32 protein-coding genes are annotated in these 25024 nt (G+C 33.9%); 31 read left to right on the top strand and 1 reads right to left on the bottom strand.

Features of this window, described 5'->3' with window-relative positions; genetic code table 11:
• Positions 1–240: 240 nt before the first annotated feature.
• Complete coding sequence (locus ACXAGJ_RS10885) at positions 241–615, top strand: lipocalin family protein (protein ID WP_474839720.1); 375 nt, start codon at positions 241–243, stop codon at positions 613–615.
• A 34-nt stretch (positions 616–649) separates the two neighbouring features.
• Here the strand turns inward: ACXAGJ_RS10885 and ACXAGJ_RS10880 are convergent, their stop codons facing one another.
• Positions 650–1399: a hypothetical protein gene (locus ACXAGJ_RS10880; RefSeq protein WP_474839718.1), complete on the bottom strand. Its 750-nt coding sequence runs from the start codon at positions 1397–1399 to the stop codon at positions 650–652.
• Between the two features lie 159 nt (positions 1400–1558).
• On the opposite strand from ACXAGJ_RS10880, the gene ACXAGJ_RS10875 reads away from it, so the two are divergent.
• From ACXAGJ_RS10875 to ACXAGJ_RS10730, 30 genes are all read left to right on the top strand, one after another.
• Positions 1559–2209 carry a hypothetical protein gene (locus ACXAGJ_RS10875; protein ID WP_474839716.1) on the top strand — a complete coding sequence of 217 codons (651 nt, stop codon included), beginning with the start codon at positions 1559–1561 and terminating at the stop codon, positions 2207–2209.
• A gap of 61 nt (positions 2210–2270) precedes the next feature.
• Positions 2271–2798: a GNAT family N-acetyltransferase gene (locus ACXAGJ_RS10870; RefSeq protein WP_474839714.1), complete on the top strand. Its 528-nt coding sequence runs from the start codon at positions 2271–2273 to the stop codon at positions 2796–2798.
• A gap of 117 nt (positions 2799–2915) precedes the next feature.
• Positions 2916–3536, top strand: a complete 621-nt coding sequence (locus ACXAGJ_RS10865) for a hypothetical protein (RefSeq protein ID WP_474839712.1) — start codon at positions 2916–2918, stop codon at positions 3534–3536.
• A 96-nt stretch (positions 3537–3632) separates the two neighbouring features.
• Complete coding sequence (locus ACXAGJ_RS10860; RefSeq protein ID WP_474839710.1) at positions 3633–4271, top strand: YIP1 family protein; 639 nt, start codon at positions 3633–3635, stop codon at positions 4269–4271.
• A 35-nt stretch (positions 4272–4306) separates the two neighbouring features.
• A complete protein-coding gene (locus tag ACXAGJ_RS10855) occupies positions 4307–4654 on the top strand; it encodes a hypothetical protein (RefSeq protein WP_474839708.1) in 348 nt (115 codons plus the stop codon).
• Between the two features lie 268 nt (positions 4655–4922).
• Positions 4923–5363 (top strand): DUF4174 domain-containing protein, encoded by a 441-nt coding sequence (locus tag ACXAGJ_RS10850; RefSeq protein WP_474839706.1) that lies wholly within the window; start codon positions 4923–4925, stop codon positions 5361–5363.
• A gap of 62 nt (positions 5364–5425) precedes the next feature.
• On the top strand, positions 5426–5707 hold the full coding sequence (locus ACXAGJ_RS10845) for a hypothetical protein (RefSeq protein WP_474839704.1): 282 nt from the start codon (positions 5426–5428) through the stop codon (positions 5705–5707).
• A 167-nt stretch (positions 5708–5874) separates the two neighbouring features.
• The gene (locus ACXAGJ_RS10840) at positions 5875–7119 is read left to right on the top strand and encodes an alpha/beta hydrolase-fold protein (RefSeq protein WP_474839702.1); all 1245 of its coding nucleotides are present in this window, start codon (positions 5875–5877) and stop codon (positions 7117–7119) included.
• Positions 7120–7252: 133 nt separating this feature from the next.
• Positions 7253–7672 carry a hypothetical protein gene (locus ACXAGJ_RS10835; RefSeq protein ID WP_474839700.1) on the top strand — a complete coding sequence of 140 codons (420 nt, stop codon included), beginning with the start codon at positions 7253–7255 and terminating at the stop codon, positions 7670–7672.
• 51 nt (positions 7673–7723) lie between these two features.
• Positions 7724–8257 carry a hypothetical protein gene (locus ACXAGJ_RS10830; protein ID WP_474839698.1) on the top strand — a complete coding sequence of 178 codons (534 nt, stop codon included), beginning with the start codon at positions 7724–7726 and terminating at the stop codon, positions 8255–8257.
• A 155-nt stretch (positions 8258–8412) separates the two neighbouring features.
• Positions 8413–8865, top strand: a complete 453-nt coding sequence (locus tag ACXAGJ_RS10825; protein WP_474839696.1) for a Crp/Fnr family transcriptional regulator — start codon at positions 8413–8415, stop codon at positions 8863–8865.
• A gap of 98 nt (positions 8866–8963) precedes the next feature.
• Entirely contained in the window at positions 8964–9623 is a 660-nt protein-coding gene (locus tag ACXAGJ_RS10820; protein ID WP_474839694.1) for a peroxiredoxin-like family protein, read from the top strand.
• A 232-nt stretch (positions 9624–9855) separates the two neighbouring features.
• Positions 9856–10113: a hypothetical protein gene (locus ACXAGJ_RS10815; RefSeq protein WP_474839692.1), complete on the top strand. Its 258-nt coding sequence runs from the start codon at positions 9856–9858 to the stop codon at positions 10111–10113.
• 107 nt (positions 10114–10220) lie between these two features.
• The gene (locus ACXAGJ_RS10810; RefSeq protein ID WP_474839690.1) at positions 10221–11012 is read left to right on the top strand and encodes a class I SAM-dependent methyltransferase; all 792 of its coding nucleotides are present in this window, start codon (positions 10221–10223) and stop codon (positions 11010–11012) included.
• A gap of 133 nt (positions 11013–11145) precedes the next feature.
• The gene (locus tag ACXAGJ_RS10805) at positions 11146–11625 is read left to right on the top strand and encodes a hypothetical protein (RefSeq protein ID WP_474839688.1); all 480 of its coding nucleotides are present in this window, start codon (positions 11146–11148) and stop codon (positions 11623–11625) included.
• A gap of 179 nt (positions 11626–11804) precedes the next feature.
• Positions 11805–12221 carry a hypothetical protein gene (locus ACXAGJ_RS10800; RefSeq protein WP_474839686.1) on the top strand — a complete coding sequence of 139 codons (417 nt, stop codon included), beginning with the start codon at positions 11805–11807 and terminating at the stop codon, positions 12219–12221.
• A 92-nt stretch (positions 12222–12313) separates the two neighbouring features.
• On the top strand, positions 12314–12655 hold the full coding sequence (locus ACXAGJ_RS10795) for a hypothetical protein (protein ID WP_474839684.1): 342 nt from the start codon (positions 12314–12316) through the stop codon (positions 12653–12655).
• Positions 12656–12672: 17 nt separating this feature from the next.
• A complete protein-coding gene (locus tag ACXAGJ_RS10790) occupies positions 12673–13347 on the top strand; it encodes a hypothetical protein (RefSeq protein WP_474839682.1) in 675 nt (224 codons plus the stop codon).
• Positions 13348–13445: 98 nt separating this feature from the next.
• On the top strand, positions 13446–13979 hold the full coding sequence (locus ACXAGJ_RS10785) for a hypothetical protein (RefSeq protein WP_474839680.1): 534 nt from the start codon (positions 13446–13448) through the stop codon (positions 13977–13979).
• Between the two features lie 13 nt (positions 13980–13992).
• On the top strand, positions 13993–14778 hold the full coding sequence (locus ACXAGJ_RS10780) for a hypothetical protein (protein ID WP_474839678.1): 786 nt from the start codon (positions 13993–13995) through the stop codon (positions 14776–14778).
• 118 nt (positions 14779–14896) lie between these two features.
• Positions 14897–16141 (top strand): serine hydrolase domain-containing protein, encoded by a 1245-nt coding sequence (locus ACXAGJ_RS10775; protein WP_474839676.1) that lies wholly within the window; start codon positions 14897–14899, stop codon positions 16139–16141.
• A gap of 180 nt (positions 16142–16321) precedes the next feature.
• Positions 16322–19516 (top strand): AsmA-like C-terminal region-containing protein, encoded by a 3195-nt coding sequence (locus ACXAGJ_RS10770; RefSeq protein ID WP_474839674.1) that lies wholly within the window; start codon positions 16322–16324, stop codon positions 19514–19516.
• A gap of 72 nt (positions 19517–19588) precedes the next feature.
• A complete protein-coding gene (locus ACXAGJ_RS10765) occupies positions 19589–20527 on the top strand; it encodes an alpha/beta hydrolase family protein (protein WP_474839672.1) in 939 nt (312 codons plus the stop codon).
• A gap of 16 nt (positions 20528–20543) precedes the next feature.
• Complete coding sequence (locus tag ACXAGJ_RS10760; protein WP_474839670.1) at positions 20544–21104, top strand: Crp/Fnr family transcriptional regulator; 561 nt, start codon at positions 20544–20546, stop codon at positions 21102–21104.
• Between the two features lie 78 nt (positions 21105–21182).
• The gene (locus ACXAGJ_RS10755) at positions 21183–21551 is read left to right on the top strand and encodes a hypothetical protein (RefSeq protein WP_474839669.1); all 369 of its coding nucleotides are present in this window, start codon (positions 21183–21185) and stop codon (positions 21549–21551) included.
• Between the two features lie 118 nt (positions 21552–21669).
• Positions 21670–22278 carry a GrpB family protein gene (locus ACXAGJ_RS10750; RefSeq protein ID WP_474839667.1) on the top strand — a complete coding sequence of 203 codons (609 nt, stop codon included), beginning with the start codon at positions 21670–21672 and terminating at the stop codon, positions 22276–22278.
• Positions 22279–22334: 56 nt separating this feature from the next.
• On the top strand, positions 22335–22778 hold the full coding sequence (locus ACXAGJ_RS10745) for a hypothetical protein (RefSeq protein WP_474839665.1): 444 nt from the start codon (positions 22335–22337) through the stop codon (positions 22776–22778).
• A gap of 129 nt (positions 22779–22907) precedes the next feature.
• Positions 22908–23582, top strand: coding sequence for a suppressor of fused domain protein (locus ACXAGJ_RS10740; RefSeq protein ID WP_474839663.1), 675 nt, complete (start codon positions 22908–22910; stop codon positions 23580–23582).
• 134 nt (positions 23583–23716) lie between these two features.
• Positions 23717–24010, top strand: a complete 294-nt coding sequence (locus ACXAGJ_RS10735) for a hypothetical protein (protein ID WP_474839661.1) — start codon at positions 23717–23719, stop codon at positions 24008–24010.
• Between the two features lie 123 nt (positions 24011–24133).
• Complete coding sequence (locus ACXAGJ_RS10730) at positions 24134–24958, top strand: hypothetical protein (protein ID WP_474839660.1); 825 nt, start codon at positions 24134–24136, stop codon at positions 24956–24958.
• Positions 24959–25024 lie beyond the last annotated feature (66 nt).

The following is a 25024-nucleotide window of genomic DNA, read 5'->3' as shown; positions in this document are numbered from 1 at the left end:
TATTATGTTATTTATTTCTAACACAAAGTTAAGTATTTCTAACATAGTAGAAGGAGTTTTTCATAAAAATTTAAGGAACTATAAAATAGTATACCACAACTGGTATAATTAATTACCATGGGTTTTAACTTCAGAAAATCACACACATTAATTATCTTAGCCAATATCAGGAAAATGGTTAGACCTTTTTCTGCACCTAATCATACACAAACGGTTATACCTCATTAAATGAATAAAAACATGAAAAAAATAATACTATTCGTAGCATTCATACTCGTAACGATTAACTCTAATGCTCAAAAATCTGACTTAATTGTTGGTAATTGGGTTTTTACAAAAGCACTGAATGAAGGCATTGATCAAGAGAGATTAGCATACATAAAAGCTGAAGTGATCGGGAAATGGAAGTTTAATTTTAAATCAGATGGAAAATTCGATACTTCTATGAGAGGAGAAAAAGCAAACGGAACCTGGAGTTTTGATTCAAGCTCAAATGCCATAACTATATCTGGAGCCGAAGGAGGTTCTCGAGAATTCAAAATTTTAAAATCAACTGAAAGTGAGCTAATCTTAAAACTTGGATTTGGAGAGTTCTTGCTTACTAGAATTGAATAATAAGCCTGGGCAAAACACCATTTAGTTTTTGGGATCAATCAGAAAAAGGCAATAGCGACAAGCTTAGTGCTAATAGGTTGGTAAACATATGAAAAAGAAGCGGGTATCTGAATCCAAAAGAAATTCTAAGATATCCATACATCAAAGCACTCATTAACTGTGGTAAGGTAAGAATCGGCAACAAAAGAACATTGGTGACATTCAATTCGTACTTTGTGATATGTCCCCAGGCAAAAAACAAACAGGACAAATAATAAATAGTCCGAAAATTAGAACTCCAAAATCCTGCCAATTTATCTTTAAGCCATTGCACATTCACAATCGGAAAAAGAACTAATCCTACTACACTTGATAGTATAACTCGAGTTATAAAGGTATCATCTACGGCACTAATTTTTGTGAAAAAGACAAACTTGGTCAATATATAATAGGTCAATACCGTTGATGACAAAACAAAATATATAGGCTTGAATCGTAGCGAAAGTCTAAAGGCCAGCTCTTCAAAAAATGGTAAAATGATTCCTCCGACCAATAACAGAACCAGTGGTGAAAAACGTTCTGACATACTCGCACTTTGTACATTAACGGGATCGTATACCAAAGCAAAAAACAACACTACTGGGATAAGAAAAACTAATTTCAAAATATACAATCCAATAGCATCATAAATTTTTGTTTTTGTCGATTTTTCGTAGTTCTTTTCTAGTGTAGGTTTTTTAATAAAACTGAAAACCTCGATGAATAACAAGAAGTAATATTTGGGCTTAATCAAGGGGTATTTCATATTTGTATATGTTTATTGGGAGACGATCAAACCATATATTTGTTACTCTTAGTATAATTTTACTCAAGAGTAGCAGAGTAACATTTTGGGCTGCAACAACACTTATATTAAATATTGGAAAATATAAAAATCATAATGAAACATTTTATACTCTTGTTGATGGCAGCAATATTATCCAGTTGCTCCGGGAATGAATACATAGAAGGGTTTGAAAACGTTTTAGGCCAAAAAAATAGCGAAACTTTAAACTTTTTAGTCTCTGACTTTGAAAATGATTTTCTTAAAAAACAATATCCAAATCTTAGCAAAAAGAAGGCGTATCAAAGGTTTTTAGTTGAATTAAGTAATTTAGAAATTGAACACTGGCAAAAAATATCGAAAGAAGCGCGAGAAGTTTTCAAAAGGAGTGATTTGCGATTAGAAATTTACTGTGTTGCCGACACTTCCTGGTTAGATCTGAACCCAGCTGAAACAACTTCTCCATTGATAAGAACAAAATTAAAGTGCAAAACTGAAGATGGCTCTATTATGGTTGATTCGTCTGCTGTTCCTTTCAATCATAAAATATCTGATTTAGATTCAATTTTGAAAATGTATGGGAATTTCGTGGAAACTAATTTTGAAGGAAAGTATAATAAAGCTCTAAATTCTATTTCAGATTCAAGTCCCTTTATGACTAAATATGTTGAGATTAGAAATTCGTTCGGCATTCTTCCTCCAGAAATGGTTGCAAGTGAAATGATAGAATCAGATGTAGATGTAGACGATTATTTTATCAAAAGATTAATTATTACCGAAATAATGTATTAATACATTTGCCAACAGCCAGGGTAATTTATACTAAGTTGCTTACGCATAAGAAAAATCACCTATGAATCAAGAATTTATAATTAGAAATGCAAAAGAAGAAGAGTTCAAGAATATTGGTGAATTAATGGTTCAAGTATATTCAGCACTCGAAGGATTTCCAAAAATTAATGACCAACCAGAATATTATGAAGTGCTCAAAAACGTTGGTGATTTAACCAAAAACTCAAATACCGAACTGATTGTAGCGGTATCAGAACAAGGGAAAATTGGTGGTGCCGTAGTCTATTTTAGAGATTTGAAAGACTATGGTTCTGGGGGGTCTATATCATTAGAAAATGAAAAAAATGCTTCTGGCTTCAGACTGCTTGCGGTAGACCCGGAAACCCGTGGAATGGGAATAGGAAAGAAATTGATTTTAGAATGCATACAAAGAAGTGAAGCCTCTAATTTTGAGCAAATCATAATTCACTCCACAAAAACTATGCATACTGCTTGGAAAATATATGAAAAATTAGGTTTTAAAAGGGCCGAAGAATTAGATTTCATGCTGGGCGATTTAGGGGTTTTTGGATTTAGATATATCCTTTGAAATTAAGATATCTAAAACTCAAAAAACAGCAAAAAGAAAAAGACAAGAAGTGTTTGATCCGCTCCAATTCATATATTTAGCATGCCAACCATTTTTATAAAATACATTTGAAATAAAATGAATAAAACATTAAAAAGTATTTTAAAATACCTTGTCGAAATTGTCATTGTTGCTTTTGGGGTATTTTTGGGAGTCAATTACAGCAATATCAATGCAGATAATAAAACGAAAAAAGAAAAAGAGAGGTCTTTAAATTTAATTATCAAAGAATTAGAGTTCAACCAACAACTACTCGAAGACCATATAGCATATCACGCAAAAATCAAAGTCGAGATGGACAGTATCGTTCCTAGTCTAAGTGAAAAAGAAATGTATTCGGATTTTACAGAGTCTACATTTAAACATATGGAAATTAAAGGTTGGACTGGATTTAATTTTGCCAGACTCCAAAAAACAGCTTTTGAAAGCACTAAAACTAGCGGATTGATAAAAGAATTCGATATAGAACTCACACAAAAATTATCCGACATTTATTATTTCCAGGATACGTATTTGGGCTTTGCAAATTCTATTTTAAACAAAGCTATAGGTATAAATTCTTCTATGAAAATAGCAGATATGATAGGTACAATCAGGTTAATGACCTCGGATTTACTGGGTTTAGAAAGAGAACTATCAACAAAATTAGAAAAAGCTATCACAGAATTAAAAACGTCGCGCAGCGGTGAGGATCAGTAGTTGCTGCTTCCCATTGATTTTGAAAAACCAAAACGGGGTAACATTTTGATCAGCTACGACACCTACATAAAACTATATGTACAATTTATCTAGCTCATGAAAAAACAAATCGATGCTTTTGCACAATTACTAATCGATCCAAAATCATTTTTTAAAAATGATTTGGAAACCAATGACAAGAATCTTTTTGCTATCGCAATGGTGGTGTTTTGCATTGGATACGGAATTGATCGAATGGATCGCCAATTGGTAAAACTTGATCTTAGAGGTACCCTTGACGAATTTGGATTCTTTAATACTTGGATTGGTTATTGGTCAATTTCAATAATTGGTGGAGCTATTGGTGGCTATATTCTATACTTAATCGGGGGATGGTTTTACCATGTGCGCGTCAAATGGTCCAAAGGAAAAGGAGATTTGGGCCATTCCCGAAGGCTTTACTTATTTTCGAACTTCTATTTATATCTCAGCATAGCCTTAGTATCTGTTTGCGCTACTCTAATCTTATCCCGACCTTATGATCCATATGCAGAATTTAGTGTCTTTGATGGGATTACAGGGATCGTCGTTATTTTAGCAATTTTTTATACCATTTATGTAAGCTTTTCTGGGGTTATGTCTACCACAGAAGCAGAGAGAACCAGAGCTGTAATTTGGTTCATCGTGCTACCTGCCTTCTTTTATATTGTTTCATTTAGTGCCTTGATCGCGCTTCTTGCTTTTGAATGGTTCTAATGAACTGGAACCAACAACGGCCTAAGAACCTAATCATGTCAATATATTATAAGGAAAAAGAACTAAGTGCTGTCGAAGGAAAAATCAAAACTACAATTCAAGAGTCTGGATTTTTCGTTAAGAATATTTGGAAAGTTGTTGGCTTTGGGCTGTTTTTTTCATTCTGGGCTCCTACTTATTCTGGAGGTGATGAATTAAGTGGGAAACGTTCGGCTATGGATATGTCCGAACTAGGATATTTTGAACTTGTTATAATGACTGCACTAGTCTACGTTATTTTTTGCTTTCTTGCTCACTTTACCTGGAAATTTCAGGATAAGAAAAAATTAAAGAGATTAAGGAAAAGAAAGGGAGAATTAGAGAGAGAAATAAAATTGAATTAAAAAAATAATGCTAAAAAAATATACTAAAAGATAGTAAACTCAATAAAAAGTAACTAGTTTCCATACAACATACATGATCATAATTCACTAACAAATCAATAAAATACGCAGCATTCGTATTAGGCAATTAAAAAAACAAAGTTCATCACAGATTTACTACCTTAGTAAGACATAGGAGATAAGAATTTCCAAAAACTTGCAATAAGCAATATACAAATTGGGATATACCATGTTTAAATCTGTAACACAAAAAATAAAAACGAATACAATGCTAAGAGCTCAAACCATCTTGGTATTGATATTCTCCTTTTTTGTTGTAAATAGTTACGCACAAAATATAGAAAAGCATCAATGGAGGAATAGAATATTAATCGTTAAAACACAAAATACAACATCAAAAAAGTATCAAAAACAATTAAAAGAATTTGTGAACGCCAATGATGAGCTCATTGAAAGAAAATTGATACTCTATAAAATAACTAAGAATGATTTTACTCTAGCCAATTTTGAAAATAGTAAATGGAATGACTCAGGAAAACTATCAAAAGGATTTGCAGATAGTATTTTGAATAAACAAGAGGACTTTGAAATAGTCTTAATAGGCTTAGATGGGCAAACAAAACTACAACAGAGTGAAGTTCTAACAAAAGAAGAACTGTTCAAAACCATAGATGTTATGCCTATGAGACGGCACGAAATCAGGAACTAAAAAGCACATATCCTTACTAGGATCATTAGATGTAATTCATGATTAAAAAAGAACATAAATTTTTGAAAACCCCAAACAAGAACTCTAATTCTATATTTGATCTTTTGGAAATGACCGGAAAAGTTGGGGAATTCCTTGTATATCTTGTCCCCTATTTGATTCTTACCTCGATAGGTACATTGATCAAAATGACCTTTTTGACCTTGATTTCTTTGGCAACCTTTAATCAGTGGATCAAACTAAAGAACTTATGGAATCGAAAATATATCAGCTCACAAATTGGTAATCCCTGGAATTGTATCCTATCTATTGTCTGTTTTATTTTAATGATAAGCTTAACTTAACAACTAAAACTACCTGTAACGATATCCATAATTAATTGTGATTGTAATGTTAATTCGAATGGTTGTTTTATTCAATTAAAATATATTGTATCCTGAAAGGGAATCTTTTAGAAACCTGCAACCACTATGCACAAAGTGTTTTTACCAATTCAAGAACAATAATTACCATGCTAATACAAAAACGTACACTATTTGTTTTACTGCTCATATCACTGCATGCTTACACACAACAGTTTTCTGAAAAGACAGGTGTTATTAATAGCTTTGAGATAGCATCAAAACACTTAGCCGAAAAAAGAACTATAGAAATATACCTCCCTCCCAGTTATCAAAGATCAGAGAAAAAAAATTACCCGGTGATGTATGTCATGGACGGGCAAGAGTATTTTTTGCATCCGGTCGCATATCAAAGGATGTTACGATTCAAAGACAAATCCCCAGAATTTATTGTGGTGGGTATAAATACCGACAGAAAGAGAAGAAGAAAACTGCTATATGAAGATGCTGACAAGCTCGGCAATTTTTTGATGGAGGAACTCATCCCCCACATAGATAGAAATTACAGAACATTAAAAGAGAAAGAACGTATATACTTTGGTTGGGAAATGTCTGGAGGTTTCGGATTAGAGATTTTAACGCAACATCAAAATGCCTTTAATGCCTTCTTTATAGCAAGTCCTACGCATATTACTGGAAATAGAATTAATGCTTTAAGTAAAAATATAACAAACCATTCTTCTGACACCAAGTTTCTATATTTCTCTATAGCACCCGAAGAAACTTATATAGAACAATCATTACATCAAACGGATAGTATTCTCAAAATCAAGAATCTTTCGAATATCGTTTGGAAAATTGATAATTTAGCAGATGAAGATCATTACACTACACCTTTTCAAACTGTAAACAATGGTTTAAGGAACCATTTTCAGGACTATAACACCTTACGATTTTATACCCTCAAAGAATTTGATGATTTTGGCAGTTTAGAAAGTATCAAAAAGTATTATCAACATCGAGGGAATCGTTATGGTATTTCTACAGACGTTCATAGAACTACAAAGCATTTCTTATTGTATAATGCCATGAAAGAGAACAATTTTGAGCGTTTCGAAGTATACGCCAAAGAGTTTAAGGAATACTTTGAAGACCCTACTTTGGAAATATGGGCCATTAGATTTGGAGATTATTTTGCCAAAAACGACAAAGATCAAGATGCTTTAAAAACTTATACTGCAGGATTGGCAAAATTCCCAGAATCAGCAGCAATTCATCATGCAGTTGGTAGGTTTTATAAAGACAAAGGAGACCAATCAACAGCAAAGGAGCATTACACGAAGGCGATTGCATATGCAGAAAAAAATAAAGACTCAAATCTGGAGCAATATAAAACTGCCTTGGAGCAACTATAATTATAAATGATCACTGTTTTTGCCACAAAGTCATTGAAGTAACATGAAAACACGATTCACATTTTTGTTTGTATTAATCACTATTTCAATTTTATGTTGTAGTTGTAAAGTAACGTCAACAAAAAGTTCTAAAATGACCGTTACCTATAGTGGAACAAAATATGATCTAAATTCGATCACCGATATAACTCCAGAAATAAGTAGTAGACAAATTGGCAATACCGAACTACAAACTACCACTTATGAAATTGAAGGGAAACTAGCGGTATCTATTGCACAAAAACCTGATAACTGGGGAGCAAAAGAAGCAATCGACAAATGGCAAAACTCCATAGTGAGAACATGGAAAAACAACTCAATTGGAGTTAAAAGACTTCATGAAAAATGTCATTTACCATGTAAAGATTTAGTTTTTACTTTTGTTTTGGAAGGATTATATTATTACAGTAGAGTTTACGTTGACGGAGATAAAATCATTGAATTAATGGCGATCTATGATGACCCAAACGAGTATCAAAATTTTAGGCAAGTCTATGAATCATTTGGAAAATGAAAACTGTATTTTATATCTTACCTTTGAAATAGCTATCTCCAATCGAGATGTATGAATAAACTTCTTTTCTATATCACCATGTTCTCTGGCTGTTTAACTTATGGTCAACAAAAGGAAATCTGGTGGAATAGAGATTTGATTGACAGTATACACTCCAAAAGACTTTGCACAGATTATCCTGGATTAACCAGATTAAAAAGTACTCGAGAGGCTTTTGAAGAATCCGAATTAGTATTTACAGGAAAAGTCATGGAGATTATTCGAATAGAAAAAATGGAACCCTCTGATTATGGGTCTGGGCCAAATGGAGAATCTATCCCACTCGATTTTCAACCTATACAGCATTACTGGTATATTCTTGAACCGAATAGAGTTTTTAAAGGCAAGAAAAAGAAACGAATAAAAATTTATTCAAGAATCTTTAGCACCTTATCTCCTTTACTTTTTTTGGATAGAGAATATCTGATTTATGCTGTAAAGGGCGAGACTCAAAAATCACCTTATATTTATTGTAATGGAAACTCTAGTCATATACAATATGCCGAAAAGGATATTCTTGAGCTAGAGCAATTGAGTAAACAATAAACTTATATTGAAAAAAAAGCTTGAACGAATACGAAAACATACTCGCTAATATTAATAGATACGTTTCTTTAAATGAGGAAGACGAAAAACAATTTTGTGCCATTGTAAGAACAACAAAAGTTAGGCGCAGACAATTTATTGTCCAACCCGATTTTGTGTGTTCACATCAGACTTACATATTAAAAGGTGCTTTTCGTAGCTATTTTGTTAATAATGAAGGAGTTGATCACACCATACAATTTGCGATAGAAGATTGGTTTATAAGTGATTTCAACAGTTATATTAATCAATCACCAGCCTCTTTATTTGTAGAGGCACTTGAAGACTCTATAGTTCAGCAAATTTCATACACAGACGTTGAAAACTTGTGTCGCAAAAATCCAAAATTCGAACGATTCTTTAGACTAGTAGCTCAAAAATCATTTGCCTTTTCGCAAAGACGGATATTGTCTAATCTGGGCAAAACTGCAGAAGAGCGCTATGTAGAATTCGAGAATTTGTACCCATCGATTGTAAAACGCGTTCCGCAATATACCTTGGCCTCATACTTAGGAATGTCTCCCGAGTTTTTAAGTAAAATCCGGAAGCGTTTGATACAAAAATCTTGAACTACTTCAAGAGAATTTCCTAATCCAGTTCATTTTTAAAGTTTCTATATCGCTACACCTTTGTATTGTCGATTTTGACATAATTAAAACAAAATAAGATGAATACAAAAACAATTTCTTATCAAGAAGGATTACAAGATTTGCGAAACAATTTAGGTACAATGCTTCCCAAAGAGGCGCTGGATGTATTTGACAAAGACGCAGAGCATTTGCAAGAGCACCATCAATCTATACTAAAAGTACAAGCAGGTGACAAAGCTCCAGACTTTTCTCTTTCAAATGCTACTCTCAAAACAATAAAACTCTCGGATGTACTCAAAAAAGGAAAAGTAGTTCTTACTTTTTATAGAGGCTCTTGGTGTCCATATTGTAATTTGCAATTATCCCACTATCAAAATTCACTTGATGAGATTCATGATTTGGGCGCACAATTGGTTGCTATCTCACCTCAAACCCCGGATGAATCTCTAAATATAAAAGAGAAAAACCAACTCAATTTTGAAGTTTTAAGTGATAATGGCAATATCGTAGCGAGAAAATACACCACTGTATTTACTAATGCTGATGCCCCGCTACAAACAATGACAGCACTCGGTTTTGATTTTGACGCTCATTATTCTGACGATTCGAGAGAATTACCGGTCCCCGCTGTATTTGTTATCGAAAAGGACGCAACGATTTCCTTTGCAAAATCCCTGGGCGGCGATTATAGGAATCGTGTAGATGTTTCAGAAATCATAAATGCATTAAAAAAGTAGATCAAGGCGAACAGGGCAATCACAGAATCAGTAATGGACAAAGCTGGTTTTGTGATTGCTCTATTGCATGAAGAATCGCTAGAAGAATTATCCCATAAAGCACCTTTTCACCAAAGGATATGAGCATTCGGATTCCATAATTTCTGATTTCAAGATCTACTCCTCCTGGTCAAAACATTGTAACATATGCAATAATCTTAAGACCTATTAAGTACACATAAAAGTTGACCAAATGACTGAGGAAACAAAAAAAGAAGAATCAAAAAAACACAATGGATTGCATTGGCAAACCGAGGCAGACTCCGAACTTAATTCTTCTGAGTGGATTGGAGCTATTCTTCGATATTTTTGGCATCTGGGAAGAAAAAAATTTGACACTATTTACAATCCAAAACAGTTAAAAAAGAATGCAATAATAGGATGGTTATTTAAAATGACCATACTACTTACCATGATTTACATTGGATATCGATATATGAGTTCCATTTAAAATCTTGTTATAACAACCTACACAGCTCGTTGTTTCCAAATGTCATTACAATTTTATTACTTTGGTACTACCTGGATTTTAAACCACCAATCCCCTAAACGTTAGAAATGAATAACCCTAAAACAACATGGAAACCTGAACTATATAATGAAAAACATGCTTTCGTTTATCAATATGGAGAAGACCTGATACAACTACTCGATCCTAAAAAAGATCAAAGAATTTTGGACCTGGGGTGTGGTTCTGGACAATTGACTTCCAAAATAAACGAATTTGCCAAAGAGACGATTGGAATCGACAAATCTGCTGAAATGATTGCCGATGCCAAATCCAAGTTCCCGGACATTAAGTTTGAAATTGCAGATGCCAGTAATTTTAGATTCAGTGAAAAGTTTGATGCTATATTTTCGAACGCCACGCTGCATTGGGTAAAAGACTACAAAAATGCTATCCGCTGCATGTACGAAAATTTAAACCCAAACGGAAAAATTGTTTTGGAGTTTGGTGGCAAAGGAAATGTACAAACCATAGTCCATGCATTGCGAGACTCATTAAACAAAAGAGGCTACATCAAACAATCCAATCTGGATTTGTGGTATTTCCCTTCGATCGGAGAGTATACTACTGCACTCGAATCCGCAGGATTTAGAGTTCTTTTTGCTCAACACTACGACAGACCTACTGAGCTCAATGATGAGCACTCTGGTATCAAAGATTGGCTTTCGATGTTTGCTGAAAGCTTTTTTTCTGGAGTTACAGAAAATCACGTAGAAGAAATTAAAAATGAAGTACAGGAAAACACCAAAAAACGATGTTTAATCAATCAGAAATGGTTTGCAGATTACAAAAGAATTAGAATCGTAGCTAGAAAAGAAAATGAAGCCTATAAAGCTATATAATGCAAATGAAATTTAAAAATCCGCCATCTCTAATTACCTAATCCACCAACACAAAGTTTATTTAAGCAATAGATAGGGTAACATATTAACCACAACGACACATATAATATGTATTATAAAAATTAAAATAAATATGAAAACAATTATATTCCTATTAACCATAATCGGAATTTCCTTATTTGCATATTCCTGCTCAAGTAAACCCAAAGAAGAGAATGGAAAAATAGTATCCATGGATCCAAACGATCTGATTCCTGGACCTATTCAGCATAGCGAATTGACAGGTTCTCAACTAGAAAAAATCAAATCAATTCATAAGGCTTTTGAAGAAGTTTACCCCATTACACTCGAAGCGACAATTACTAATTTTAAAAGAGATGTAAACATCGATCAAGAGATTAATCTTTGGATAACAATGAAAGAAACATTCGAATACATCATTCAAGAAAAAAAATACTCCGAAACGTCCCAAAGAAAAGAGGTCTTTAAAACTATCCTTATGAGAACTATGATGCAAAGGGAAAAAGTAAAGAATAATGCAGACGTAAACGTATTAAAAATTGAAGATATTGAATATATTTTGAAAGAGTTTGAAACAAGAATGAGCAAGTAAAAACACTTTGTAAAAAGGTATAAGGCCCATTTCATTTTAGGTTCCTAGAGATCTGTACTGCAGTAAAACAAAAAATTAAATACAGTTTTCCTAACTTCGGTGCATATTGAAGTCTTTTCTTTGAAAAATTACACGGTAAAATCATACATATAACACCCCAAACAATTTCAGCAAAAAATATGGAATTAAAATGCCCTCCTTCTCCCCCACATAAGAAAGAGTATATATCAACTATCGGAAAAATTCTGGTTAAAGAACACGGAAAGAAAAAATATTATAAGCCAGAAGAGGTCAAAAAAGCTTCTAAACAAACAAAATATTATGATACTCTCGAAATAGATTGGCATTGTTGGGCGATGAGTACATTTTCTTCTCATTCTGACTTTGATGCTTACCACAAGCTAACCGGGGAAGCTTGCGATTATGTCGCAATGAAAACAGAGATGTTAGGAGGACTTGCTACGAATGCTTCGGCAGATTGGCTGTCCATTCCTGATCTGGATATAGATGCTTCTTGGCTAGATTTTGGAGATATTTTTGAAGGAATTCTTGAGGGAATCGGAGAATTTATTGGAGGGATTCTTGACGGATTGTAAAAATAAAAACCTTACAAAATACATGTTCCTGCAGTAGAATCACTAACTAGCAAACATTGTATTCAACTACAACAACTATACTATAATTTAGAATGACAATAGAAGAATTAAAATCTAATTTAAAATGGTGGGAATCCAAAAGATGGATTTACAATATCTTAGTTGGGATATCTGGAGTAATCGCTATCTTCAATGCTCTTGCAGAAATCCCCTACCAATGGGGACTTGAAGACACTTTAGGAATAATTATATGGGGGATTGGAGCAAATATCTTTTATTCCTTAGGAACCTTGCTCGAACTGTTTGAATGGTACTATTTGAACAATAAAATCGGAATCAAAAATTTCAGGTTATTCTTTTTCATTTCTGGTACTTTTGTAAGTTGCATCTATACTTTTTGGTGTGTTATTGTATATTTTAACGATTATGTTTGATTGTAAAATGGATAAATATGTTGAATTGGTTTAAAAAGAACAAAAAGCCCAAGTCAGAATCTGAAGTTCTAAAAACAAATTCTGATGAATATTCTTTTCGTTGGTTTGAAGAAGAAGACCCTGACAACCCATTTAACAAAAGAATTCTTGACATTAGTCCCTACACGACAACAGCAATGGCATTTACCAAAGAAAAGGCCGTTGCAGAAAAGTACAATGAATTAAGGGCTTCTTTGGGAAAGGAACTAATCGAGATTGACACTTCGGGTTTTGATACAACATCGGCTAATCTTCAATATCCACATAATGGAGAACAGTTAGAAGGCATAGCATTTAAGGCTGACTCTATGGATTGCAAATGGGATATTTACGCTTATGATAATTATCTGTTTTTCTCCAGAAGTTGGGACGGACGATTGGTTTATAAAGCCAAATATACCATTACAACCGAAAAAATATCGATATCCGAAATCCAATTTGAGAATGATTTATCAAAAAAAGAAGCAATAAACGATGTCCATTTTTTAATTAAAACCCATGCGGTGGGTCAAGCCTTCCCTCATATGATCCCAAAAGACATAAAAACTGAGGCCCAAATTGCACAATGGTCTTTTAGCAAATTTGGAAATCGAGCCTATTATGCCTGTTATGATGATATTACTGATACAATTATAACTCAACCAAAAGAATAACTTAAAACAACACAATTTTACAAAAAGAGTAAGGTAACGTTTTGCGCTGCTGCGACACCTATATTATATATTGAGTGCAATTTGAAAACTTTGAATAAATGAATATTATTCAAGATTTAGCGGAAAAATATAATGGACAATACTCAGAGGATTTTACCAAAGAAATAAATAGTCCATTTGGCAAATTCATATATCAACCTAAAAAAGGAACGATAATTATTGACGGGACCAAAATTAGCATCAATCTTAATGAAGTAGGAGGAGCGATGCCCGTAACAGAACCATTCCGAATAATCCTACATCTCAATGAAACTTACGAGACCGAATTGATGTTATTCCCAAAAGGTTTGTGGAACAAAATTTTGGACTTCATTCTACCAGAAAGAAGAACTTTTATTCCCAAACGAATTTCACAACAATTTTGGTTAGATGGAGATCAAAACTTGATCAAACAGCTTGTACTTGATAAAACTTTTATTGAAAACATTATAGACGAAAGAGTTTATATAAAAACCGGTAAAAAACCAACTAACCAAATTGTTTTAACACCAGAATATGGAGTTAAAGACATCAGTCAATTTGAAAAATTCGTTGCTATTCTAAAACTGATTGAAGAAAAAATATATACTTAAAATATCAGCAAACATGAAAAAAATCTCATTTGCGATACTAATTATACTTTTGCTGAGTTACAAGCCCAGTAATTCAGAATTTGTTTGGGATTTCAGTTCAAAAAAAACATTTATTTATACTTTATCTTCAAAGACAGAAACAACAAATAAACCGAGTATTGAAAAACCTGTAGAAAAAAGTCAAATCAAAGGTAAGGGTTTTTTGTATGTGAAAACGAAAGAGAATAACCTAGCAGATATAAGCTTAATAAATCTTAAGCAAAATGTTGTTACCCTTAATGAAGATGGAAGTTCAAAAGATACTATCCTTAGGGAAATTCCGACCACTGTGATTTATGATATGAAGGAAAATGGAAGTTTTAGCAATCCTAACACAGACATTTTCTTTGATCTAATCTTTCCATTACCTTCAATAGATTTAAAAATTGGAGAGTATGATGAAATTAGAATGCAAAATCCATTTAATGCTAATGGTGTTATACTATCTTCTCATGGAATTAACAAACTAACTTTTACTGGTTACCAAACTATTGACGATATAAAATGTGCGGTTCTCAAAAGTGAATTTGACATTTCTAAAGTCAAGGTTCCAAGTGAATTTGAAGGAGCATATAACAGCAGTACCAAAGGTCAAGCAACATACTATTTCAACTCAGAAAACCATCATTATGTAGGCTCAGATATCAAAATGGAAATGACAATTTTGCTTAAAACTGATGACAAAAATGATCTCGGTGTATTTCTCGACATGTCTAACCAACAGATCATTCAAATTAGGCTTGAAAAAATAATTGAATAAAAACTACGAACCGCAATTTGTATATTGCATGAACCGTTTTGGTAGAATAAAACACTGTAAAGAATATTCTTCCATAAACTATTAAGACATTACTTATACTTAAACAACTAATCAACACATGAAAAACCTCTTTTTAGTCTTCATCTTTTCAATACTCTTTTTTTCATGCAAACACAAAAAGGAAACTCCAAATACCCTAGAAAATAGTTCTGCTGCAATAAACGATACATTAACAAAGAATTTGAAATCAGCTTTTGAAAAAGAGGCTATTATTGGTTTTTCGGTTGCTGTAGTAGACGATAAAGGATTGATTTACGAGAATGGATTTGGGTACACCGATATCGAACAAAAAAAACCTTATACTTCTAATACCACTCAAAACATAGCCTCGATATCAAAAACGTTGATCGGAATTGCACTCTTGAAAGCTCAAGAATTGGGTAAGTTGAATATCGATGATCCAATCAACAATTATTTACCATTCAAAATCATCAACCCACATTATCCAGAACAACCTATATTGATCAATTATCTGGCCTACCATACCTCCTCAATTACAGATCTTGACGAGGTTTATTCGAAATCCTATGTTTTAGAAAAGTCCAAACATAACGACAATGAAGGCGTATACGAATGGTTTTCAAAGCCAGAAGACAAGATTTCTCAAATTGAATTTATGAGAAATAGTTTGACCGAAAATGGGAAATGGTACAAAAATGAAATCTTCCTAAAAACAGAACCGGGAAAAACACGTGAATATTCAAATATCGGTGCTGGACTTTGTGCTTACATTATCGAATCAGCTACAGGTCAAAGCTATGAGTCTTTTACCAAAGAATATATCCTAAAGCCTTTGAAAATGAAAGCTTCGGGTTGGTCATCAAAAGATATAGACACTACAAATCGTTCTAAGTTGTTTGCCCATCAAAAAATGATGATCGCCGAATATTCGCTTATTACAAAAGCGGATGGTGGGTTTATTACCTCTAGCCAGGATTTAGGATTATTCTTAACAGAGTTAATCAAAGGATATAAAGGCTCTGGCACATTACTAAGCAAAGCATCCTATCAAAAATTGTTTGAAAAGCACCAATTCCCCAATGTAAAAAACAATCAGGAATTTGGCATTTTTATGGAATTCAGCGATGAGTTTATACGAATTAAAGATCATATCATTGGTCACAATGGATCCGACCCTGGAGTAATGACCGCTATGTATTTTAACCCCGAAACTGAAATAGGTAGAATACTGTTAGTCAATACAGATTCTGATTTTAATGATAGTTTTTGGCCCGAAGTACAGGAAATTTGGAAATCTTTAATGAAATATGAGTCCAGATTAGAAGGCAGTCACAATAACTAGAGATAATCAGGTCGAAAATTAGGAAGTATGTTTGAAAAATTGAAGTTGCTGCTACTTGTTCTTACTAATCTATACTTCTCGTTGTTCCAAATGCTAAATAAGGCTCTTAATAAGGTTTTTTTCATACGAATTCGTTATTTTTAAAGTTTAACTCCTTTTGTAACCCTAAATACACCTACTTTGAAAATTAAAAAATTCTGGAAACGAATTTTATTAGCACTACTTCTGGTCCCCATAATAGTAGTTGGAGGGCTAATGCTATATATCCAGAGCAACCAATCCGAAATCATTAAAGGAGAGATCGCAAAGCTCAACCAAGAACACCAAGGTCTTATTCGCGTTGGTGAAAGTGAATTATCTCTTTTTGGCAGTTTTCCGTATATCTCTATAAAGGTTTATGATGTTGGCATTTTTGAAACCAAGGCAGACAATGCACCCGTTATCATGGATGTAAAAGACATCTACATTGGTTTTAACCTCATCGATATTGTAAAAGGAAACTACGACATTCAATCTTTAATTATAGAAGAGGGAGTATTAAATCTTGTGATCCACGAAAACAACACGACGAATATTCAGAACTCTTTGGCTAGTACCTCAGAAACAGAAACCCCTTCTACCAATATTCACCTCAAAAAAATAAAGTTTAAAAATCTGGATATCCATACTCTAGATGAAGCCACCAATACAGATGTCGAAAAATTCATGTATGCCGGCACAGGTGGTTTTAGTCAAAAAGACAGCATCATTGCTGGGCATATCGATACTCATTTTGAATTAAATGTGATCAAAGATGGGGATACCACTTTTATCCATAATAAACACTTTGAAGTACATACCGATGTTGTATTTAATGAATCTACAGGTATTCTCGACATACAACCCTCTGGTATTGCCATGGAAAATGGGGATTTTGAGTTAGAGGGATCTATCGACACCAAAAATGATGTAGACCTCGACCTTTCTATAAAAGGTACCAAGCCTAACTTTGATATGCTTATTGCCTTTGCTCCTACAGATGTAATCCCTGTTTTGGAAAAATATAGAAATGCTGGTGAGATTTATTTTAATGCCACAATCCAAGGTCCTGCCAACAAAGGAAACCGACCTTTTATCAATGCTAATTTTGGAGCTGGAAAAGCCTATTTGGAAAATACTCAAAGAGCAAAAAAGATAGATCACATGGGCTTCAACGGTCATTTTACCAATGGTGCCAATAGAGATGCCAGTACCATGGAGTTCTCGCTAACCGATATGACGGCATCCCTGGAAAAAGGAGAGTTTGAAGGGTCTATTTTGGTAAAGAATTTTGAATCTCCGGAAGTGGATATGAAAATCAATTCGAATTTCAATCTGGATTTTATTGCAGAGTTTTTTGAACTAGAGCAAGTACAAGAAGCCTCTGGAGAAGTGTCGTTGAAAATGAATTTTCATGATATTATCGATATTGACCATCCGGAAAAAGCATTGCAAAAACTCAATCAGGCATATTTTACCGAGTTGATTGTAAAAGACCTGAGTTTAGTCTCCAAAAATCTTCCTGCTCCCCTGCACGATTTGAATATCAATTTGGTAATGAATGGCAAAGAAGCCACTTTGAATCAGTTTGAAATGTTGATGGGAAATTCGGATCTATCCATAAGCGGTTTTCTTTCAGACTTACCTGCAATTGTACATCATACGACAATCCCAGTAGAGGCGCATTTGGATATAGCTTCCAAAAATCTTGATATTGCAGAACTAACCCGTTTTTCAAAACAGGATTCGACCCAAACCGGTGTTGATGAACAAATAAAAGACCTTAGCCTAGGGCTTTCTTTTAAAGCTTCTGCCAAAGATTTTACAGAATCTGAATACTTACCCAAAGGGGAATTTTTTATTGATAGTTTATATGCAGACCTGAAACATTATCCGCATAATCTGCATGATTTTCATGCCGATGTATTAATCGATGACAAAGACTTGAAAATTGTGGATTTTACCGGTTATATAGACGATAGTGATTTTCATTTCGACGGGCTCATTCATGATTATGCATTTTGGATGCAACCCGAATTGAACGGAGATGTAGATTTGGATATCAACTTAACGTCTAAGAAACTAAGACTGGAGGATGTCTTTTCGTATAAAGGAGAAAATTACGTCCCAAAAGAATACCGACATGAGGCTTTTGATGAATTGGCTTTACATTTTGCCTCCAGTATGCATTATAAAGACTCTGCATTACATTCCATCGATTTGGCTTTAGACAAGCTGGACACAAAAATGAAATTGCATCCGCTTCGTTTTCATGATTTTAGAGGAAACATCCATTACGAAGACGAGCATTTGGTGATCAAAGTTTTTCATGGGGAAATAGGAACCACCAATTTCAATTTTGCGTTAAACTATTACCTTGGGAAAGATCCACAAATAAAGAAAAGGGACAATTACTTCGAATTAAAAGCAAATTACATCGACTTTGATGCTCTGTTTAATTTCGATTTAAATCCACCAAAATCTACAGCGGCTGTGGCTTCAAAAACTGCAGATGTAAAAGAACATGCAGAGGCTTTCAATTTATACGAATTGCCATTTACTGATATGCAATTTAAAGCCGATATTGCACATTTTATTTATCATCGCATAGATCTCCAAAATATCAAAGCAGATTTAAGAACTACTCCAGATCATTACATCTATATCGATACTTTACATATGGATGCAGCGGGAGGAAATATTCGATTAAATGGGTATTTTAACGGTAGTGATCCCAAACATATCTACATGCAGCCAGATTTGGTGATGAACAATGTAGATTTGGATAAATTACTATTCAAATTCGAGAATTTTGGACAAGATCATCTCGTTTCAGAAAATTTACAAGGGAAGCTCACCTCCAGAATCAAAGGAAAAATCAGAGTATACCCAGATATGGTACCAGATCTGGATCAATCTACCTTAGAAATGGATGTAAAAGTATTGAATGGAAGATTAAAAAATTACGACCCTATGCTAGCACTTTCAGACTATATGGGGGATCGAAACCTACAAAATATTCGGTTTGACACCTTGCAAAACAGTCTGGATATCAAGAAAGGTAAGATTACCATTCCTGCGATGACGATCGAATCTACTTTGGGTCATATGGAATTATCTGGTACTCATGATAACAATCAAAATATAGATTACTATCTGCGTATCCCCTGGAAAACGGTACGCAAAGCCGCCTGGCAAAAATTATTCGGGAACAAGAAAAATGATTCCATCAGTACCGGGCAAGAAGATGAGATTGTAGAAGTAGATCCCAACGAAAAAATAAAATACCTCAACCTTAAGATCAAAGGAAATATAGATGACTACAAGGTATCCTTAGGTAAGAAAAAAGAAAAGTAACATTTTGCATTGCCCCCGAGCAAATATTTTGATGTTGTATATCCGACAAAAAATCTGAAAAGAATTACATTTATGAATAAAAGAAATTGCATTTGGATCGATAGCAAGGTGATCGAGAAACATAAGGGGTCTCCTATCTTTTTTATACTTTTTCTTTTATTCCTTTCTCTTTATCAGGCAGTAGCACAATCAACAGATTCGATCACGACAACAGAAATGATCTTCGAGAATGAAGGAGTTACCCTGGCAGGCACCTTATATGCTCCCAAACAACCTGATGCTGCTGTAGTGATTGTACACGGCTCTGATCGTGTTCCCCGAATGCCTAAGTTTGCCGAGTTATTAGCCAAAAAAAACTTACTAGTCCTCACCTATGATAAACGTGGAGTTGGAGCATCTGGTGGAGTGTATGCAGGCCCAGAAGTGGGCACTAACAATATCAGTACAGATAATTTAACGCTATTAGCAAAAGATGCAAACGCTGCTGCGCAAATCATTCATCAACATCACAACAATGTACCAATAGGTTTGCTAGGTTTTAGTCAGGCGGGATGGATCATCCCCATTGCTGCCCACAATAACCCACTGATTGAATTCATGGTGTTATTTAGTTGCCCTACCATTACCACGCTCGAACAACTGAGATTTCAGTTTTATACCAATGGCAGAACTGATTTTTGGGAAAATCATACCGAAAAAGATGCGCACTACCATATCAAAAACGATCCCGATCAATATCAATTTACAGCCACTGATCCAAAAGACATGTTGAGCAAACTTTCAATTCCGGGATTATGGTTGTTTGGCGAAAAAGACATCCAAATCCCTGTAAAAATGGGTATGGAGCATTTGAATACCTTCAAAGCCCAAGGCAAACCTTATGAATATGTACTTTTCCCAACATTAGGACACAATACTGCTTTTGCAGATACGACAGAACCAGTTGATATTTCTATTCATTGGATACAACAAGAGGTTTTGAAGATTAAAAAAATGCGAGATAAAGAATAAAAATCCATTATCACTTTTGAAAAAATATCTATCGTCATTTTACGAAGTAAATGAACCCATTCTGGAGTCGTATATCTCTAATTGGTCGGCATACTCCGTACCCAAAAGGACCATCATCACCGAATCCGGAAAAACGGAACGATATCTCTATTTTGTAGAAGAGGGAATTCAAAAATCATATTACTTAAATGATGGCAAACAGCATGTGATGTTTTTTGCATATGCACCTTCCTTTAGTGGTGTTGTCGAATCTTTTCTCACACAAACACCTTCAAAATACTACCTGGAAACTATTACCGATAGTAAGTTGCTACGCATACCTTTTGCCAAACATGCCGAATGGATACAAAAGCATAGAGAATTGGAAACACTCTTCAGAAAAATTACCGAATCTTTTTTATTAGGAATCATTGAACGACACCACGAATTAATGGCTTTTAATGTGGAAACTCGTTTTAGAAATTTTGCACAGAGAAGTCCTCATTTGCTCAATATGGTTCCTCAAAAAGATATCTCCTCTTACTTGCGAATAGACCCTACCAATTTCAGCAAATTAATCAACTCAATCAACATCTAGAAATCTTGGTTTTTACCAAGATCTAGCTTGAAGACGTTTTAGAACTTTGTCATCATATCAATGACAAAAAAGAAAACTATGACAAATCAAGAAATAGTAATCCAATTCTTAAACGGCTTCAACGACCCTCAACGTATTCATGAATCTTTGGCTTTACTGGCAGATCATTATCGATTCAAAAACCCTATGGTAGCGCTTAATCATAAAACCGAATTTATTGGATTAGCTACTGAAATGGGTAAAGTATTAACAGGTGTAAAACTGATTAGTACCGCCCAAAATGAAGATTGGGTAGCTACGCATTATGAATTTCAATCCTCTATCCCAGGTTTGGAAAGCAATCTTGCTTCAGAATGGTTTCGATTGGAAAAGGGCATCATTCAAGAGTCCATTTTGATTTACGATGCTTCCAAATGGCGAAAAGTGTATGAGCAAATGGAAGGATAAAACCTTTGCTGATCAATTACAAATGCAATAGCGGTTTGAGTGCACGATCAAACCGCTATTGTGTTTAATTAAGTATCTTGGCCAACCAGAAGTTAAATCGCGTCTATTCAAACCTGTTATGTCCCATTCCAAAAATATGTTGATCAAAAAATACACTGCTGATTGGATTACAAACTTTACTCATTTAAAAAATGAAATTGAAAAAGGGTTAAGTGGGTTGGCATATCATATAGAACATGTGGGGAGTACCTCGGTTCCTAATTTGGATGCAAAAGATATCATTGATATGGATATCATCTATGAACGTGAATCAGAATTTGAGAAAATAAAGGCAGGATTACTTAAAATTGGATATTACCATAACGGGAACCAAGGTATTGAACAGCGTGAGGTTTTTAAACGAAACGGAGTGTTCAAAAATGAAGTTCTGGATAATATAACACACCATCTTTATGTTTGCCCTGCAAACAGCAAAGCCTTAGAACGACATATTTTGTCCAGAAATTATCTAAGAAAAAATGAGTGGGCAAGATTGAAATATCAAGAGATGAAGTATGAACTTGCAGAAAAAGCCGATCAAAATAAAACCATCTATGCCGAATTGAAGGAGCGTTATGTAAATGAATTTATAGATCTCATCATTGAAAAAGGAAAAACAAACACACGAGAAAAGATTGTAACCAGTGAAGAAAAAATCTTTGGTAATAACAATCAAGCCAGGAAATAGGTAACATTTTATCTTCTTACGATACCTATGTATTAAACATTAGTTGCAATTCCAAAATGAGTAGAGTACGAAATTTTCTGACTGAGTTAGACGATTATGAATTGGCATATTTTGCCAAATTCAAATTGCTGACGTATATGAAAGCAACTCAGTTGGAAATACAAGCATATTTGACAGAAAGAAATCTAACCGAATCCAAAATGGAACAGCTAATTGCTGAACATCGATATGCAACATTAGATGACGAAAAAGAAAGGTGCCCTAGATGTTATTCTGACAAAATCAGAAAAGATCAGGTAGAATGGACCGACACGGCAGGTAAAATTGGATATGCAGATGAGATTGCAACACTAGATGGTCTAGCTGGACGTGCAACCTATACTGATCAAGCGATTTGCAATGTTTGTGGGTTTTGGCTATCTGATCCAAATCATGAAAAAGGAAAATCCATTTTGAAAACGATTTGGGAGTATCTTACCAGCAATTCCTTAGGAACGTAAAAATAAAGATTAGCACACGGGCTATGAACCTTGTACAAGAAATGAAATTCGTAACGATTTCCCTATCTTGGTGCTTGAGTGATATATTTCCAATATACCTAACTTATACAATCGAAACAGACAACCATTATGAAATACGACGATCATTTTAAAATTTCTTGCGAAAAAAGAGACAACTATTGGAAAAGTATTGGAGAACCTTTTTCTGATGTTGTAGGGAACATGATTAATCCATCCTTTATGGGAGGTCCCAGATGGCCGTCTATGAGACAAGCGCATATCGGTGTTCAAACCGATCAGGGAACGATTATCGCTACCGATGGGTTGAGCGATCCTTATGATGACTTCGATACCAATGCAGACAATCAAGGATATAATGGTATTGGAATTGAGTTGTATACCCTAACGGACAATAAGTACACCAACATCCAAGAGATTATTGATTCCTGGGAATTCAAGATTTTAAGGCAAGTAAGCAGTATGCCGGCTTCCAATCCAAATATCTCTTATATGCTGAATGACTACACCTATCTGTCTTCGGCTGTAAACGGAGACGGTTTACCGAGTGCGTTCTTAGGAGAAAATGGAGAGGCCGGTGTTTTAATGGGATTAAAAAATAACGAAGTTTCAGATAAAATTCAATTAAGTATTGAAGAGGTAATGTTGGTCAATGTAGTTCTTTTAACCAAGGAAGAGCTCGCATATATTATGCAAAATGGCGCCAAAGGTAGAATTGAGGTTGCAGAAAAATTGATGGAGCAAGGCTATTACAAATTATTAAACGACAGGCCGTCGGTGGTATAAACTCGGTAACTATAAATCATCAGATTACTATTATGAAATTGATTAAACAATTTTTTATGTATTGTTGTCTATGTTTTCTTATTGGATGTGCCAACTCCAGTAAACAAGTTGTTATAATTTCAGACACCTTTAACTTGGAAAACACTATAAATAATGGAGGAACATATATTCAGGTTAAGGATGATCGGTTAACAGAACTGATTGATAATATAAGTGAAACCAGTAAGTCTCTTTTGAATCTAAAAAACACTCACATTGCTTTACTAGATATTTTTGAAAATAAATCTAACTATGTTTGGTATGCAACAGATACAAAACAAAGTATCTATTATAGATTTATTTCCAACAAACAAATTGACAGTATCCAATATGCCAAGCGAAAGCCTGCTGAAATAAAATTGGATCTAAAAATTCTAAATAAAAAATAAGTATAAAAATACAACCAATGGTATAGCTATCAATACTGAAGTATATTGGCTAACACAAAACTAGGTAACACTTTGCCACGCTTTTACATAAATAGTTGTGTATCATTTAGAATCGGATAATCAATGAAAATAGAAAAAGTAAAACGATATAATCAAAGAATACTAGCAATATTAGGTACTCTTGCCATAATCCTTGTTATTAGTGCTATTATTGGAATTGGAGGAATCACCATTGCTGAATTTTCTAGATTCAATAGGAGTAGTGATGTTGAAGAGGGTATCCTTTCTAATGAGAAAATAGAAGAACTACAAAAAGAAAGTAAAAGAGAACAGGTCGTTTCTTTCCAAACACCTAGATTGGTGGACACCATAAATTCAATATACATTATACCGGTAGCTCATAAGAATTTAAACGAAGTAGAAGATATTAATACTTTGTCAGCTTTTAAATCAAGGGACTACAAATCTGAAGACCACAGATATTCAAGAGAATATTATGGAGCTTTTAATAATGTGATCGTATATGATCAAAAAGATGAATCCACAAAAAAACTATTTGAAAATAGAGTCAATTTCAATTATATCTCCACAGAGTATTTTGCTGATGATATTATACTACTGTTTAAAGTTTCTGAAAAAGATACTTTTAAAGATGGAGTTATCAACCTATTAGATTTCAAATCGCTGTATCACTATTCTTTAAAAGAAAAGAAATTGAAGAAAATTGGAATTGAAAATATGGATGTAGATTCCTTCAAATTTTTAAACCAGAGTAAGGACCTTGTTATTACCTTCGGGATTGACAAAAATAAAGATGGTAAATTCGAGGATTATAATGAACCTACAATCATAAAAAAATACGATTATAACCAGGAAGAGTTAATCGATATTATTGAAGAAGAACTTAGTTCTGAACTTCAAAAAACATTGGAAGGGACTAAAAATTAAAAGAAAACACAATATCGCAATGAAGCACGCTATATCTGAATTCATTGTAATTTTGTTACTTTAGTA

The sequence above is a fragment of the Aquimarina sp. AWH4_224 genome (genome assembly GCF_056160245.1).
This window is presented reverse-complemented; position numbering and strand designations above follow the sequence as displayed.

What these genes read in the sequence shown, in the direction of transcription:
- ACXAGJ_RS10885 (WP_474839720.1), top strand. Translation starts at nt 241, where the DNA reads ATGAAAAAAATAATACTATTCGTAGCATTCATACTCGTAACGATTAAC.
- ACXAGJ_RS10880 (WP_474839718.1), bottom strand. Translation starts at nt 1,399, where the DNA reads ATGAAATACCCCTTGATTAAGCCCAAATATTACTTCTTGTTATTCATC.
- ACXAGJ_RS10875 (WP_474839716.1), top strand. Translation starts at nt 1,559, where the DNA reads ATGGCAGCAATATTATCCAGTTGCTCCGGGAATGAATACATAGAAGGG.
- ACXAGJ_RS10870 (WP_474839714.1), top strand. Translation starts at nt 2,271, where the DNA reads ATGAATCAAGAATTTATAATTAGAAATGCAAAAGAAGAAGAGTTCAAG.
- ACXAGJ_RS10865 (WP_474839712.1), top strand. Translation starts at nt 2,916, where the DNA reads ATGAATAAAACATTAAAAAGTATTTTAAAATACCTTGTCGAAATTGTC.
- ACXAGJ_RS10860 (WP_474839710.1), top strand. Translation starts at nt 3,633, where the DNA reads ATGAAAAAACAAATCGATGCTTTTGCACAATTACTAATCGATCCAAAA.
- ACXAGJ_RS10855 (WP_474839708.1), top strand. Translation starts at nt 4,307, where the DNA reads ATGTCAATATATTATAAGGAAAAAGAACTAAGTGCTGTCGAAGGAAAA.
- ACXAGJ_RS10850 (WP_474839706.1), top strand. Translation starts at nt 4,923, where the DNA reads ATGCTAAGAGCTCAAACCATCTTGGTATTGATATTCTCCTTTTTTGTT.
- ACXAGJ_RS10840 (WP_474839702.1), top strand. Translation starts at nt 5,875, where the DNA reads ATGCTAATACAAAAACGTACACTATTTGTTTTACTGCTCATATCACTG.
- ACXAGJ_RS10835 (WP_474839700.1), top strand. Translation starts at nt 7,253, where the DNA reads ATGACCGTTACCTATAGTGGAACAAAATATGATCTAAATTCGATCACC.
- ACXAGJ_RS10830 (WP_474839698.1), top strand. Translation starts at nt 7,724, where the DNA reads ATGAATAAACTTCTTTTCTATATCACCATGTTCTCTGGCTGTTTAACT.
- ACXAGJ_RS10820 (WP_474839694.1), top strand. Translation starts at nt 8,964, where the DNA reads ATGAATACAAAAACAATTTCTTATCAAGAAGGATTACAAGATTTGCGA.
- ACXAGJ_RS10815 (WP_474839692.1), top strand. Translation starts at nt 9,856, where the DNA reads ATGACTGAGGAAACAAAAAAAGAAGAATCAAAAAAACACAATGGATTG.
- ACXAGJ_RS10810 (WP_474839690.1), top strand. Translation starts at nt 10,221, where the DNA reads ATGAATAACCCTAAAACAACATGGAAACCTGAACTATATAATGAAAAA.
- ACXAGJ_RS10805 (WP_474839688.1), top strand. Translation starts at nt 11,146, where the DNA reads ATGAAAACAATTATATTCCTATTAACCATAATCGGAATTTCCTTATTT.
- ACXAGJ_RS10800 (WP_474839686.1), top strand. Translation starts at nt 11,805, where the DNA reads ATGGAATTAAAATGCCCTCCTTCTCCCCCACATAAGAAAGAGTATATA.
- ACXAGJ_RS10795 (WP_474839684.1), top strand. Translation starts at nt 12,314, where the DNA reads ATGACAATAGAAGAATTAAAATCTAATTTAAAATGGTGGGAATCCAAA.
- ACXAGJ_RS10790 (WP_474839682.1), top strand. Translation starts at nt 12,673, where the DNA reads ATGTTGAATTGGTTTAAAAAGAACAAAAAGCCCAAGTCAGAATCTGAA.
- ACXAGJ_RS10785 (WP_474839680.1), top strand. Translation starts at nt 13,446, where the DNA reads ATGAATATTATTCAAGATTTAGCGGAAAAATATAATGGACAATACTCA.
- ACXAGJ_RS10780 (WP_474839678.1), top strand. Translation starts at nt 13,993, where the DNA reads ATGAAAAAAATCTCATTTGCGATACTAATTATACTTTTGCTGAGTTAC.
- ACXAGJ_RS10775 (WP_474839676.1), top strand. Translation starts at nt 14,897, where the DNA reads ATGAAAAACCTCTTTTTAGTCTTCATCTTTTCAATACTCTTTTTTTCA.
- ACXAGJ_RS10765 (WP_474839672.1), top strand. Translation starts at nt 19,589, where the DNA reads ATGAATAAAAGAAATTGCATTTGGATCGATAGCAAGGTGATCGAGAAA.
- ACXAGJ_RS10755 (WP_474839669.1), top strand. Translation starts at nt 21,183, where the DNA reads ATGACAAATCAAGAAATAGTAATCCAATTCTTAAACGGCTTCAACGAC.
- ACXAGJ_RS10750 (WP_474839667.1), top strand. Translation starts at nt 21,670, where the DNA reads ATGTCCCATTCCAAAAATATGTTGATCAAAAAATACACTGCTGATTGG.
- ACXAGJ_RS10745 (WP_474839665.1), top strand. Translation starts at nt 22,335, where the DNA reads ATGAGTAGAGTACGAAATTTTCTGACTGAGTTAGACGATTATGAATTG.
- ACXAGJ_RS10740 (WP_474839663.1), top strand. Translation starts at nt 22,908, where the DNA reads ATGAAATACGACGATCATTTTAAAATTTCTTGCGAAAAAAGAGACAAC.
- ACXAGJ_RS10730 (WP_474839660.1), top strand. Translation starts at nt 24,134, where the DNA reads ATGAAAATAGAAAAAGTAAAACGATATAATCAAAGAATACTAGCAATA.